Genomic DNA, 14,941 nt, shown 5'->3' on the forward strand with positions numbered 1-14,941 from the left:
TTAAATCACCTCGGCAGTATCAGCGGATACAGCGCTGGTATTTTCAGTGTGCGTATCTTGGCGTGCTTGCGAATACGAGATAATTTCGCCATCGAGTAGTTTTAGCTGAGTTTTTGCGCGTCCTGCGTAACGTAAATCATGGGTTACCATACAAATGGTAGTGCCTTTTTGATTCAGTGCGTCGAGCAAGTCCATCACTGCATCACCATTTTTAGAGTCAAGGTTACCGGTTGGCTCATCAACCAATAAAATACTGGGTTTACCGGCAAGGGCGCGGGCAATAGCAATACGTTGTTGTTGCCCACCAGAGAGCTGATTAGGTTTATGTTGGGCGCGGTGCCCCATTTCAACCTCATCAAGAGCATGCTTTACTGCGCTCTGAATATCAGCTTGGCTCATAGCAGGCTCACGATAGGTCAGCGGCAATGCTACGTTATCAAAAACTGACAGCTCATCTATTAAATTAAATGACTGAAAAATAAAGCCAATATGTAAATTACGTAGCTCTGCCTGTTGGTCCATGTCGAGGGTTTTGGTATCAACGTTTTTAATAAAATATTGTCCCTCGGTGGGGCTGTCGAGCAAGCCAAGTAAAGATAACAGCGTTGATTTACCACAGCCTGATGGGCCACTAATGCAAATATAATCGCCTTGATTTATTTCAAGGTCGATATTTTTGAGGGCGTAGGTTTCAACATTTTGGCTGCGATAAACCTTGGCGATATTTTTTAATGAGATAAGTGTATTAGTGTTCATAAACTTTCCTGTTCTATTTTTATAGTTGCCAAATGCTGCCATTTAGAGAGATCTGAAATGATCAGCTGTTCACCCACGTTAGCGCCGCTTAGCAGTTGAATTTTGTTATCACTGAGTGTACCAAATTCAATATGCGTGGGGTGTGCTAAATGGGTAGTCGGGTTAAGTTTAAAAAGCGTAGCGTCAGTATCGGCTTGCACTTTGGTGGGTAAGTTAACGGTGAGTGCATTGGGTATGACGTGGCTTATTACATACCCTTCAATACTTAAATCTGGGCGTGCGTTAGCTGGCAACGAACCTGTTAAATCAAGTTCAATCATCACGCGGCCATCACTGACGATAGGGTCAATACGGGTGACAGTTGCGATTACTTCGCCACTATTACCCGTGCTAAACGTGTTTACTCTTGCTGGCATATTTAAAGCTATTTTTTCTGCATCGCTTTGTTGCACACTAAGCTCAGCCTTGAGAGCGGTATCTGAGCCTACTATGGCGAGCCGTGTACCTGGTGTAAGATTTTGACCAAGCTCAACATTAAGCTCTTGCAGCATGCCGTCAATGCCAGCGGTGACCTGTAAGTCATCAAAGGCTTGCTGTTGTACTTGATAGTTCAATTCAAATTGGCTTAATAGCTCTTGTTGAATTTTACTGCGCTGATGGTGCATATCGGCTAATTGGATTAAGCGTTGCTTTTCAATATCAACACGTTGCTCTAGCTGCTTCACGGTTAATAAACTGCGCTTGTAATCAAGGCTTGAAACAATGCCTTGCTCGATTAATTTACTTTCGGCCTGTGCACGCAGCTGGGCACTTTCAAGCTCGCTTTTTAAAATAGTCAGGCTTGCTTGGCGCTCTAATAGCTGACTTTTTTGATTGATTATTTGTTCGTTAGCGCTGACTTTTTGTCTTGCCAATTCGAGCCGTGCGACTGATAAACGCTGCGCTTGTAGTGGATTTACCAGGGTTAAAATAACGGTGTCTTTATTGACGCGGGTGCCGGGGTATACATGAATAGCTTCGACCATGGCGCTATCGGTATTGGTTAAATAACGCTGATACTTTGATTTTAAACGGCCAAAGCCACGTATTTTTATTACAAAATCAGCTTGAGTTACGGTGGCTATTTGCAGTTGATTAGCCGCCAATGTGGTAGGTGCTAGCCATGAGTAAATCAGCCAAATAATAAGCGCTATGCTAATAAGTAAGGTACCAAATATGAGTTTTTTACGCTGACTCGGTTTGGTGCTGCGTTTTAAGGTGCTATCTATATCCATAGGTTATATTTCTTTATGTTTATAACTAATAAACACGGTAGCGAGGAGTATGCCAAAATTTAAATTATTGATTCTAATTGTTTTTATGTTTTTTGTTAATGCAGTTTTTCCCACTTCTGGGATGTATAAATCAAAAGTGGGATAATTTAAAAGCGAGTTTACTGATTAATTTTTGCTAATTTAGTCAGCTGCTTTTTTGCATGAGTATTATCAGGCTGGAGTTTAAGTACATGGTTATAATTGGCGATTGCTTGTTGGTGGTCACCGAGATACCAGTACGCTTCTGCTAAGCTATCAAAGGTATTGTAACTATGTGGATAAAGGTGCGTGTTAAGCTTAAAAACCGCTAACGCTTCATTGAGTTTGTCTTGGTTAATAAGCGAATAACCCCATAAGTTAATATTGTTTTCGGTAAATTGAATCTGCTCATCTTTACTTAATTGAGCGGCAGCTGTAATTGCATTTCCATAGCCTTGTACTTCAAGAACTTGCCATAAGCGTTTAATATTTTTGGGTAAACCAAAGCCATTCTCTTGTTTCATTTGCGGGATATAAAATCCGGCAATTTCATCTACAAATTGCGACGGCAGTGCGCCAATTAAGTTAGTTAGGATGACAATCGACATATTATCTTTAGGGTAAACAAAGATACCCGCTCTGTTACCACCTACCGCAGCTAATGCAGGATGCTCTTCTCGGCCCATAACTGGCCAGCCAAGACTATAGCCATTTAAACGCTGATTAAAGCCTTGAGTATGACCGTTTTTTAGGCGGGTCGGGGACCACATTTGCTGAATACTTTGTGCACTAATAAACTGATTTGTTTGTAATGCCACTAGCCAATTTGCTAATTCTGTTGCTGTTGAGGCCATGCCTGCGGCGGTTTGTAACAGTTCAGAGAAAATGGCTTCTCTGGAATTTATAAGTTCATTAGCTTGGCTTTCGTACCGTCTAGCCGAGTGCTTTACAACATTGTTGAGATTACTAAAGCCAGCTTCAAGTGTTCGGCTCATTTCAGTTTTCTGTAACTGATTTTTCGCTATGAATTGCTGAAATGGGATCCCCGCTAGCTTGTTAATTAACTGACCAATAATGGCGTAGTTTGTTTGGTTATATTTAAAGCGAGTGCCGGTTTCGAATTCTAATGGCTTAATTTGTACTTGTTGCCACGCATCATCGGGTCCTTGATCTGAGATTAAATTAGCAATTTCATCTTTTATTATGTCAGGTAAGCCTGAGGTATGGCTCATTAACTCTCTTGTTGTTATAGCGTGCCACTGAGTTGGCAGCTCTGGTAGGTAATTAGCAATAGGCGCATCGAGATCTAATTTCTTTTGCTCAACAAGCTGCATTAGAGCTACACCAACAAAGGCTTTTGTTGCAGAATTAATTGCAAATAGAGTATTGGCATCAACGGCAATATTATCTTCAATATTTGCAACTCCGTAGCTGGCAACTTTAATTATTTTGTTATTTCGAACAACAGCGAGTTGTAACCCCGGAATATTTCTTTTTTGCATTAACTCAACAACCCATTGGTCGAGCTCATCTGCATGTGCTGAAAAGGCGCAGAAAGCGGCCGATAGAAGGGTTATGGCTGGTAGGATTAATTTTTTTGCTAATTTTTTGCAAGCTGTGTACACGATGTTGTCCTTAGTGTTCATTTGTATCTATTTTTTGCTTAGATAGTTTTTGATGTGAGCACTAAAGCGAGGAGTATGCCAAAGTGTAAGGTATTGAAATTTATGTGTTTTGTGTTTTTTCGGACTTGGGAAATTCCCATTTATGGGAATTTCAAATTAAAAGTGGGAGTGTGGCTTATAGGGCTTAATAAATATACTTGGAATGGTCGTGGCTATTAGGTTTTTTAATTCTTTTTGTTCATTTAGTTTATTTGTTTTCTCAGGTACATAGCGCTATTTTTCTTTTAAACACACCCTCCCATTGCCCGCAAACTGATAAGTGATAAAAATGAGCCAATTTATAAATAACCTTAGCTTTCGAGTTAAATTTGCTATTCCTGTCGTCGTCGCCTTAGTTATTTTTTCGGTGTTGTCGGGTTACGTGTTGTATACGTTTAAAGAGCAAGCTCGACTTAACAGTTTTATAAGCTTAGAGGTGCGAACGGTGCTGGACGATCTTGAAGACGGCTATCGTGATCTCTTTCAGGTGAAAACGGCAGGTTTGAGCATGGTGCTAGGACAAGGCGACAAACAAAACTATATAGTACAGCTTGCAGAGTACCGAGATAATATAGTCCGTATCGACGCGCGCCTTTCTAGCCCATTAAAGCTGGTGAAGTCTGGCTACATTGATGCGATCAATGCACAGCGGGTTACGAATATCAAAGCCGATGTCGCTATTTGGTCTCGTTACTACCAAGCACTTTTTAGTGATCACCAGCTTGCGGCTAGTTACTTAGCTGAGCATAAACAAGATATGGAAGCAGTGTTAGCGCGTATTCGCAAAAATGTTACTAGCATGCGTGATGAAATAGATACCAAACTTACAAATTCTTTAATTGAAGTAACCGCTAATCAAGAGTCTGCTAGCTTTGCTTTGCAGTTTGGTATTGTATTGAGCTTTGTTTTATCAATAGCTGCAACTTGGCTGCTGTCTACCGTTATTTTGGCGCCGTTAAAGAAAATGCAGTTAGCATTAGAAAACATAGCTAGTGGCCAAGGCGATCTCACGCAACGGTTAAACAGTGAGTCAAACGATGAAATGGGTGCGCTTGCGCGTTCGTTTAATACCTTTATCAGTAAAATTCATAACACAGTATTGGCGGTTGTCGGCTCGGCTGAACAGGTGCGCAATGAAACTGAAAGTTTGCGCATTATTACTGCAAGTGTATTAAGTGAAGCCAGTAATCAGCAAATAGAAAGTGAGCAAGTGGCAGCTGCGGTAAATGAAATGAGCACGACCAGTGATAACGTAAGCCAAAACGCTAATGATGCGGCCAGTGCCACAAGTACTGCTAATAATGATGCCAATGTAGCAAAAGCCACAATTGAAGAAACCATTTCGTTAATTAATCAACTGGTGACCGACATTTCGGCATCGAGCGACGTAATAAACACCTTAGAGCAAGATGTAATGAATATCGCCACTGTGCTTGATGTTATCCGTGGTATTGCTGATCAAACAAACTTGTTAGCGTTAAATGCGGCCATTGAAGCTGCGCGCGCGGGTGAGCAGGGGCGAGGCTTTGCGGTCGTTGCTGACGAGGTGCGTTCATTAGCGAGTCGCACGCAAGATAGTACCGGAGAGATCAACGCCATGATTGAAAAGCTCCAACAAGGTACCAATCAAGCGGTTGGTGCAATGCAAGCCAGTACCAAAAGCGGTCAACAAACGATTGAGCACTCTCGCGGTGCCGCGCAATCGGTGCAGCGTATTAATGACGCAGTTACCATTATTAACGATATGAACATGCAAATTGCCACCGCTGCCACGCAGCAAAGCCAAGTGAGTGAAGATGTGAATATCAATGTGCAACGTATCGCTACATCAAGTGGCAATATGCTAGACAAAGTGGATCAAGCTGAGCGTGCATGCCAAGCATTGGCACAGCAATGTCAACAGTTAGACAACCTAGTAAGCAACTTTAAAGTATAAGTATTATCAAGGGGGTGAATTATTTATCACCCCTTAAGATGCCTCTTTTAGCTAAACACCAATGAATAATCATTTACCATCAACGAGTTATAAAATTGTGGTTTTGTTCATATTGTGCATGATTTTTATGCGCTAAATGCATTTTAAGCAGATCAATGCAGCTTAACTTCTAAACATTTCGTTAATCTGACGTTAACACTATGCTCGAAGACAGATAGCAGTGTGCAGTCGCTCATCTAACGACAACAAAATCATCAACAGGTGTGGAGAGAACAACCAATGAAAGCAAGTAACACACAATTGGCTTTAGCCATTGCAGCAGCGTTAGCAAGTACCTCAGCATTCGCTGCCAATGACACTGAAAAATTACAGCAGCAACTAGACGAACTACAAAAAGAGGTTGCTGCGCTGAAGAAGTCTAGCGGCTTTAATTTAGAATTTGGTGGTCGAGTGCAACTTGATTACAACTATTTTGATGGTGCATATAACGCGAATAATGACGGTGATGCGGGCGGTGATTTTTTCGCGCGTCGTATCCGTACTTATGTTGAAAGTGAGCATGGTAACTGGGATCACAAGTTACTGCTTGAGTTTGCCGAAGGTACAGCAGAAATCGTGATGGCGCGAGTTCGTTATAATTTCGATAATGGTCTAAAAATTAAAGCGGGTAAAATTCGTGAAGACATCACCTTAAATGGCTTAACGAGCTCTAAGCATACCAATACTATAGAGCGCAGTACGCTAGCCAATACTTTTTCGCCGTTCTTCCGTTGGGGAGCATCAGCGTCTCAATACTTTAAAGACAGTGGTTTTCGTTATGCCGTTGGTATTTATAAAAATGATGCCTTTGGTGCGACGGGTCATGACGAAGATGATCAACTAACACTCGCTGCAACGGGACGTGTTACTTGGTCAAGCGCAGCCCCTGGCGATGTGATTCATTTAGGTGCGTGGCATTCATACCGTGATATGGGTGGTAACGAGTTAGGTGCGCGCTTTGCCCGTGGCGAAATACGTGAAGCCAATGTACGTCTTGTTGATTATGCGGTGGGTGGCAATGTCGTGGCATTGGATAGTTTGTCGCAAAGTGGTCTTGAGTTTGCGTATCAAGCTGATGCATTAACGCTAGAAGCTGAATACGCAAGCCGCACACTCGATGCTGTTAATGGCGCTGACCCGCTTGATGGCGAGCGTTATGATGGGTTTCATGTATCAGCAAGCTACTTCTTAGGTGGTGAGCAACGCAGGTACAAAGCCGGTTCAGCATTATTTGTACAACCTAAAGGCATTAAAGATGCGTGGGAGCTTGTTGCCCGAGTATCACAAATGGATGCAACAAGTAGCACACAAGGTACTGAAGTAACTACTTATACCCTAGGCACATCCTATTATATCAGCAGCGATATCAAATTTATGGGCAACTTGATCTACAGCGATGTAGAGGGCCCAGGCGCAACTGCGTTAGTGGGTGATGAAGACTCAGGTATGGGCTTTAGTGCGCGCATGCAGTATTTATTTTAGGAGTAAATTGATATGAGCTTACTTAAAAAATCATTTAAATCATTTAAAACTACAGTACTTGCGGCATCATTGGTACTAAGCAGTCCGTTTGCTATGGCTGACATTCACTTTTTAGTACCGGGCGGCCCTGGTGGCGGCTGGGATACCACTGCACGTGGTGTGGGTGAAGGTTTAGTGAAAGCGGGTATTGAAGATAATGCGTCTTTCCAAAATATGTCGGGCGGCGGCGGTGGTCGGGCAATCGCTTATCTGATTGAGTCTGGTACTAAAAAAGGCGATATCTTAATGGTTAACTCAACACCTATCGTGTTGCGGGCACTAACCGGTAAAATTCCTTACAGCTACCGTGATTTAACTCCCGTTGCCAGTATGATTGCCGACTACGGTGCATTTGTAGTACGTAACGATTCGCCATTTAAAACCTGGCAGGATGTGATCGCAGCAATAAAAGAAGATTCAGGCTCTGTAAAAGTAGCTGGCGGCTCTGCACGTGGCAGCATGGATCACTTAGTTGCAGCGCAAGCAGTTAAAGCGGCAGGCCTTGACGGACGTCGTTTGCGTTATATCCCTTATGACGCGGGTGGTAAAGCCAAAGCAGGGTTGTTATCTGGCGAGGTTAACTTACTTTCTACCGGACTTAGCGAAGCGTTAGAAGTCGCTAATGGCGGTCAAGCGCGCATTCTAGCTGTGACCTCTGGTGAGGCACTACCAGATTATCCACAAATTCCAACCTTAAAATCACTTGGTTATGATATGGAGTTTGTTAATTGGCGTGGTTTCTTTGCGGCACCTAATTTACCGGCTGGAAAACTTGCAGAATACACCGAGAAGTTACGTAAATTACAAACCACTCCAGAGTGGGAAGTAGTCCGTGCACGTAACGGTTGGTTAAACCTATTCCAAGAAAAAGATCAATTTATAAAGTCACTTGAGCAGCAAGAAGCACAGCTTAAAGTAGTCATGGAAGAACTCGGCTTTATTCGTACATTACGTTAATCGGGGTTAATGATGTTAAACCGTGAATTAATAGGGCCAAGTTTATTCTTGGCGCTATTTACCTTATACGCCATTGTTGCATGGCAAATTCCACTTCTTCCTTTTGAAGAGTATGAAACAGTTACTTCTGCCACCTTACCTAAAGTATATGCGGCATTTGGGATTATCGTTTGCCTGCTTTCTATCGGAGCTACTTTACTTAAACCAACCGCAGCCGTTGATGAAGATAATGCGCTCGAAAAGTCACATGTATTGCGAACAATCGGGTTGCTTATATTGATGGTGATATATAGCGCAGCGCTTGAGCCTATTGGCTTTTTAATCTCAACCAGTGCGTTTTTATTAGTTGGCTTTTTTGTTATGGGTGAGCGCCGCAAGGCTATTCTATTATTGGCCTCTATCCCTGTTGCTGTAGTGTTTTGGTTTTTAATGACCCAAGTGCTTGGTATTTATTTGGTTCCTGGCAACCTGTGGAGTTAAGTTATGTTTGATGGAATTATGCTGGGTTTGTCGACCGTACTCGACTGGAACAATTTATTGTATGTCATAGTGGGTTGTTTTGTTGGTACTTTTATCGGCATGCTTCCGGGGCTTGGGCCAATTACTGCTATTGCGTTAATGATCCCAATTACTTATAGCATCGGTGCCGATTCAGGGATGATTCTGATGGCGGGGGTGTATTACGGTGCAATTTTTGGCGGTTCAACATCATCTATTTTAATTAATGCCCCAGGGGTGGCGGGTACAGTTGCGTCCTCCTTTGATGGCTATCCGCTGGCTAAACAAGGTCATGCTGGCAAAGCATTGGCGATAGCCGCTTATTCCTCCTTTATCGGCGGAACCATAGGCGCAATTTTATTGATGGTTGCAGCTCCCTTGTTGGCAAAAGTATCGCTGAGTTTTCAATCTCCTGATTACGTTGTACTGATGTTTTTAGGTTTAACAGCGATCGCGGCGTTTTCTAATAAAGGGCAATTTTTAAAAGCCATGATGATGACAGTATTTGGCTTAATGCTCGCGACTGTGGGGATTGATCCATCATCTGGTACTGAGCGTTTTACGTTAGGCCAAGCCGACTTACTTGATGGCATTAGCTTTTTATTAGTGGCAATGGCTACTTTTGCACTGGCTGAGGCGCTTATTAATGTAGTGCGTCCAGAGAAAAAAGAAACTAAAAGTATTAATGATTCAGACACACCGCAAATCGGTTCAACTAAATTGACCAAAGAAGAGATCAAAGACATTGCACCAGTTATTGGTCGCTCGTCAATTCTTGGTTTTATTGTAGGTGTATTACCGGGCGCAGGTGCAACGATTGCCAGCTTTATGGCTTATGCAACTGAGCGAAACTTAGCGCCTAAAGGCTTAAAAGAAAAGTTTGGTAAAGGGTCATTGCGGGGTTTAGCAGCGCCAGAGTCAGCGAACAATGCTGCGTGTACCGGTTCATTTGTACCATTATTGACATTAGGTATTCCAGGCTCGGGTACGACTGCTATTATGTTAGGTGCCTTAATTGCTTACGGTATTCAGCCAGGTCCAATGCTGATGCAAGAAAACCCAAGTGTATTTTGGGCGGTCATCGTTAGCATGTACTTTGGTAACATTGTATTGCTGATTCTGAATCTTCCTTTGATCCCATATTTTGCAAAAGTATTAGCGATGCCAAAATCAGTATTAACGATAATGATTTTGTTCTTCAGCTTAATTGGCGTGTATTTAGTTTCCTTTAATACCTTTGATTTATTTATGATGGTTGGCTTTGCTGTGGTGGCGTTGGTGTTGCGACTACTGGCTTTCCCAATGGCACCATTACTATTAGGCTTTATTTTAGGTGACATGATTGAACGTAATTTCCGTCGTTCAATGATGATCTCGGATGGTTCATTAAGCTTCTTGTGGGAACGCCCACTAACATTGAGCATTTTTGTTATCTCAATATTAGTGTTGTTATTTCCATTAAAAGACTTTATAACCCAACGCAGGGCAGATAAAGCGGCGCTCAAAGTGAAGCAAGAGCATGCATAATTGAGGTGAAAAATGAGCTACACCAAGACGCAAAATCCGCTGCAAAACATAGTTAAAAAGCCTAAGCGTTTAGAAACGCGGTTAATAATTTGGGTGACAGGGCTGTGTGTATTACAAGCGGTGCTATTTAGCGGTTTGGTGTATCGAATTACCGCACAAAGTTTGCATGATCACATTGGTGACAAAGCACTCGCTGTGGCGACGAGTATTGCATCAAGCGATGATGTTGTTAAAGCTTTAAAGAATCCTAGTAACTTGGTGGCAATCAACCAAGCAATAGAAAATCTGCGCCAGCTAACTGGCGCAGATTTTATTGTTATTGGTGATAAAAATGCGCATCGAATCGTCCATCCAGATAGCAATAAACTCGGTAAAAAAATGGTTGGCGGCGATAGCCAAGACGCGTTACACGGCGAGCGTTATATTTCAGTGGCGCAGGGCAGCTTAGGTGAATCTATTCGCGGTAAAGTGCCGGTATACGATGACCAACAAAACATAATTGGTTTAGTCTCGGTGGGCTTTTTAGTGCAATCGGTTGAGCCCTTGATCCGTGAGCGGATTGTTGAAATTATGATTTGGGGTTTGTTGTTAGTTGCTTTGAGTATTATTGCCGCTATCTTTATTGGTCAGCGAGTAAGAAATGCCATCTTTGGTTTGCAACCAGATGAAATAGCGAGGTTGTTTTCAGAGCAGGACGCTATTTTAAATACCATGCGTAGCGGTGTTATTGCACTTGATCCCGATGGCCGAGTACGCAAACTGACCCAGCGTGCCTGCGAAATTTTAGATAAACCAGTTGCCTGTATTAATCAGTCATTAACTCTGAAAGATTTACTGCCAGAGCATGCTGAGTTTTTATTACGAAATCAGCGTCGTAAAATGCTTGGCTTTGAGTTGTTTGCTGCGGATAAACGTTTGGTGTTGTCGCGTTTTTCATTGCAAGTGCAAGGGCAGGCGGATGGTATTTTACTCACTCTGCGCCCAGCTGATGAGCTTGAATACTTGAGCCAGCAACTGACTAAAGTACAAGCATTTGCCGAGTTGTTAAGGGTGCAAACCCATGACTATTCGAATAAGCTAAATCTAATTGGGGCGCTTATTCAAATGGGTAAAAATGAGCAAGCAATCGAATTGATCGGCCAAGAAAGCCAAGGTTCACAAGCACAGATCCACCATTTATTAGAACGTATTCAAGATCCTGTGTTAGCCGGTTTGCTGGTGGGTAAATACCATAAAGCCCGCGAGTTAAACGTGGTATTGGAATTAAACCCAGAAAGTTTACTCGGTGCCATCGCACGTACTGAAATGTTAGAACGAGTAGTATCAATCTTGGGCAACTTAATTGATAACGCCATTGATGCGGCGATCAGAGCCAGTAAAGATCGAGAACCTCATGTACGAGTCACGGTTGATGAAACGAGTAAGACATTATTGTTTGATGTTGAAGACAGTGGTTTTGGCTTGGGTAACGACCATGAAGTAATATTTACCCCACAATACAGTTCAAAAGCAGGGGCAGAGCATGGCATTGGTTTATATTTAGTGAAAACTAATTTAGATTCGTGTGGTGGTAGTTTAGAAATTGGTGAGTCAGATTTAAAAGGCGCGCGATTAAGCGTCTATATTCCTAAATAACCCTAGGGTAATTTAGGCTAATAAACAGTGGCGAAGCAAACAACAATAAAAGTAAATGGGCTAACATTGCAACGCTAAAATGAGTAATAAAAAATGACATATTCAGTAGTTATCATAGAAGATGAGCTCGAAGTTGCACAACTTATTGCTCAATACCTGCTTTTACCGAATGGGGTTGCGGGGAACCAAACTGCGCGACAAAGCTTGCGTCAAGGTCAGTATCAAGTAGTTGGTATTGCAGCAAACCTCAGTACTGCTACCGCGCTATTGCAGGCGATAGAGCCGGATTTGATCTTGCTTGATATTCACCTGCCTGATGGTAACGGTCTGGAATTATTAACTGACTTACGCAGGCGCTCAATTAAAAGTGAAGTGATGCTACTGACTGCCGCCAAAGAAGTTGAAACCCTTGAAAAAGCGATGCAGTTAGGGGCCTGTGATTTTTTGGTTAAACCTTTGATGCTTAATCGTCTTGACCAAGCATTAGCACGTTTTGAGTCTCGTCAGCAGTGTTTATCGGATGCCAATGAAGTAACACAATCTATGGTTGATACGTTATTTGGCTCAAATGAACAAAGTAAAGCACCGGTTAGACTGCCTAAAGGGGTGGATCAGCTTACTTTAAAAAAGATTATTGATGCATTTAAAGAGCACAAAAAAACGCCTTTTACAGCACAGCAAATGGGCGATCTTGTAGGAGTAAGTCGCTCAACTGCGCGACGTTACCTAGAGTATTTACTGGAGGCAGAGCAAGTCAGTGCCGACCAAAGCTATGGCAGTATAGGTCGGCCAGAACGCTGCTATAAAATGGCTTAGAAAATCATAGCTTACTGAATGTTATAACAAAAGACTTTATTTTAATAGCAGCTATTAGCTTGAAACCGAAACTGTATGACTACGGTTTGAAATATTTTATAAAATTGATTGCATTTTAAGCGACATGTATGGTGATGTTCGCTATAAGTAATGCTATACTCCCGCCGAATAATTTTTCGACTTTATTAAGAGTAAAATAATGGCAGATTTATCGAAGTACAGAAACATTGGTATTTTCGCGCACGTTGATGCGGGTAAAACCACGACTACTGAGCGTATCCTAAAGCTTACTGGTCAAATCCATAAAACTGGTGAGGTTCATGATGGTGAATCAACAACTGACTTCATGGAACAAGAAGCTGAGCGCGGTATTACTATCCAGTCTGCGGCTGTAAGCTGTTTCTGGAAAGATCACCGTTTTAACGTTATCGATACTCCTGGACACGTTGACTTCACAGTTGAAGTATACCGTTCATTAAAAGTACTTGATGGCGGCATCGGTGTATTCTGTGGTTCTGGTGGTGTTGAGCCACAATCAGAAACTAACTGGCGTTATGCTAACGAATCAGAAGTTGCACGTGTTATTTTCGTAAATAAATTAGACCGTATGGGTGCTGATTTTTACCGTGTAACAGAGCAAGTACGTAAAGTACTTGGCGCAAACCCACTAATCATGACGTTACCAATCGGTATCGAAGATGAGTTCTGTGGTGTTGTTGATGTTTTAACTAAAAAAGCATACATCTGGGACGAAACTGGTCTTCCAGAGAACTACACGATCGAAGACGTTCCAGCAGACATGGTAGACAAAGTTGATGAATACCATGAAATGCTAATCGAAACTGCTGTAGAGCAAGACGATGACCTAATGGAAGCATACATGGAAGGTGAAGTACCTTCTTTAGAAGATATCAAGCGTTGTATCCGTAAAGGTACTCGTGACCTTGCTTTCTTCCCTACATACTGTGGTTCTGCTTTCAAGAACAAAGGTATGCAATTAGTACTTGACGCTGTTGTTGACTACTTACCATCTCCTACAGAAGTTGATCCTCAACCGCTTATGGATGAAGAAGGTAACGAAAACGGCGAGTTTGCAGTTGTATCTGTAGATGAACCATTCAAAGCGTTAGCGTTTAAGATCATGGATGACCGTTTTGGTGCATTAACTTTCGTACGTATTTACTCAGGTAAACTTAATAAGGGTGACACTATCCTTAACGCGTTTACTGGTAAAACTGAGCGTGTTGGCCGTATGGTTGAGATGCAAGCAGACGACCGTAACGAATTAACTAGCGCACAAGCTGGTGACATCATTGCAATCGTAGGTATGAAAAACGTGCAAACTGGTCACACTCTTTGTGATCCTAAGCACCCAGTAACACTTGAGCCAATGGTATTCCCAACTCCAGTAATCTCGATTGCTGTACAGCCTAAAGATAAAGGCGGTAATGAGAAAATGGGTGTTGCTATCGGTAAAATGGTTGCAGAAGATCCATCTTTCCAAGTTGAGACTGATGAAGATTCAGGCGAAACTATCCTTAAAGGTATGGGTGAGCTTCACTTAGATATCAAAGTTGATATCCTTAAGCGTACTTACGGCGTAGACCTTATCGTTGGTCAACCACAGGTTGCTTACCGTGAAACTATCACTCGTGAAATCGAAGATAGCTACACGCATAAGAAACAATCTGGTGGTTCTGGTCAGTTCGGTAAAATCGACTACCGTATCAAGCCAGGCGAAGTTGCTTCAGGCTTCACGTTTAAATCATCAGTTGTTGGTGGTAACGTACCTAAAGAATTCTGGCCTGCAGTTGAGAAAGGCTTCAAGTCAATGATGAGCGAAGGTGTGCTAGCTGGCTTCCCAGTGCTTGACGTTGAAGTTGAACTTTTCGACGGTGGCTTCCATGCCGTGGATTCATCTGCAATCGCATTCGAAATCGCTGCTAAAGGCGCTTTCCGTCAATCGATCCCTAAAGCGGGCGCACAACTTCTTGAGCCAATCATGAAAGTTGACGTGTTCACGCCAGAAGATCACGTTGGTGATGTAATCGGTGACCTTAACCGTCGTCGTGGTATGATGAAAGACCAAGAAGCTGGTTTAACAGGCGTTCGTATTAAAGCTGACGTTCCGTTATCAGAAATGTTCGGTTACATCGGTTCATTACGTACAATGACATCTGGTCGTGGTCAGTTCTCTATGGAGTTCTCACACTATGCACCATGTCCACAAAACGTAGCTGAAACTGTAATCGCTGCAGAAAAAGAGAAAAAAGCTGCTAAGTAATTAGCCTTTCACTCTT

Annotated in this window: 11 protein-coding genes; 8 read left to right on the forward strand and 3 right to left on the reverse strand. The window is 42.4% G+C overall.

The window, feature by feature from the left end:
- From J7338_RS11845 to J7338_RS11855, 3 genes are all read right to left on the reverse strand, one after another.
- Complete coding sequence (locus J7338_RS11845) at positions 1–756, reverse strand: ABC transporter ATP-binding protein (RefSeq protein ID WP_182717512.1); 756 nt, start codon at positions 754–756, stop codon at positions 1–3.
- On the reverse strand, positions 753–2,030 hold the full coding sequence (locus tag J7338_RS11850; protein WP_210797251.1) for an HlyD family secretion protein: 1,278 nt from the start codon (positions 2,028–2,030) through the stop codon (positions 753–755). Before J7338_RS11850 ends, J7338_RS11845 begins: the two co-directional genes overlap by 4 nt.
- 158 nt (positions 2,031–2,188) lie before the next feature.
- Positions 2,189–3,673, reverse strand: coding sequence for a serine hydrolase domain-containing protein (locus J7338_RS11855; RefSeq protein ID WP_210797252.1), 1,485 nt, complete (start codon positions 3,671–3,673; stop codon positions 2,189–2,191).
- Between the two features lie 328 nt (positions 3,674–4,001).
- Between J7338_RS11855 and J7338_RS11860 the strand changes: the two genes are divergently transcribed.
- The 8 genes from J7338_RS11860 (at position 4,002) to fusA (ending at position 14,925) form a co-directional block, all read left to right on the forward strand.
- Positions 4,002–5,648: a methyl-accepting chemotaxis protein gene (locus J7338_RS11860; RefSeq protein WP_210797253.1), complete on the forward strand. Its 1,647-nt coding sequence runs from the start codon at positions 4,002–4,004 to the stop codon at positions 5,646–5,648.
- Positions 5,649–5,927: 279 nt separating this feature from the next.
- Positions 5,928–7,169, forward strand: a complete 1,242-nt coding sequence (locus J7338_RS11865; protein WP_210797254.1) for an OprO/OprP family phosphate-selective porin — start codon at positions 5,928–5,930, stop codon at positions 7,167–7,169.
- Positions 7,170–7,181: 12 nt separating this feature from the next.
- On the forward strand, positions 7,182–8,165 hold the full coding sequence (locus J7338_RS11870) for a Bug family tripartite tricarboxylate transporter substrate binding protein (RefSeq protein WP_210797255.1): 984 nt from the start codon (positions 7,182–7,184) through the stop codon (positions 8,163–8,165).
- Positions 8,166–8,177: 12 nt separating this feature from the next.
- Entirely contained in the window at positions 8,178–8,645 is a 468-nt protein-coding gene (locus J7338_RS11875) for a tripartite tricarboxylate transporter TctB family protein (RefSeq protein ID WP_210797348.1), read from the forward strand.
- Between the two features lie 3 nt (positions 8,646–8,648).
- Positions 8,649–10,190: a tripartite tricarboxylate transporter permease gene (locus tag J7338_RS11880; protein WP_182757888.1), complete on the forward strand. Its 1,542-nt coding sequence runs from the start codon at positions 8,649–8,651 to the stop codon at positions 10,188–10,190.
- 12 nt (positions 10,191–10,202) lie between these two features.
- The gene (locus J7338_RS11885) at positions 10,203–11,825 is read left to right on the forward strand and encodes an ATP-binding protein (RefSeq protein WP_210797256.1); all 1,623 of its coding nucleotides are present in this window, start codon (positions 10,203–10,205) and stop codon (positions 11,823–11,825) included.
- A gap of 93 nt (positions 11,826–11,918) precedes the next feature.
- Positions 11,919–12,641 carry a response regulator gene (locus J7338_RS11890; protein WP_210797257.1) on the forward strand — a complete coding sequence of 241 codons (723 nt, stop codon included), beginning with the start codon at positions 11,919–11,921 and terminating at the stop codon, positions 12,639–12,641.
- Positions 12,642–12,840: 199 nt separating this feature from the next.
- Positions 12,841–14,925 (forward strand): elongation factor G, encoded by a 2,085-nt coding sequence (gene fusA / locus J7338_RS11895; protein ID WP_182717504.1) that lies wholly within the window; start codon positions 12,841–12,843, stop codon positions 14,923–14,925.
- Positions 14,926–14,941: the final 16 nt, after the last annotated feature.

This window comes from Pseudoalteromonas ostreae, from assembly GCF_018069805.1.
Taxonomy (GTDB): Bacteria; Pseudomonadota; Gammaproteobacteria; order Enterobacterales; family Alteromonadaceae; genus Pseudoalteromonas; species Pseudoalteromonas ostreae.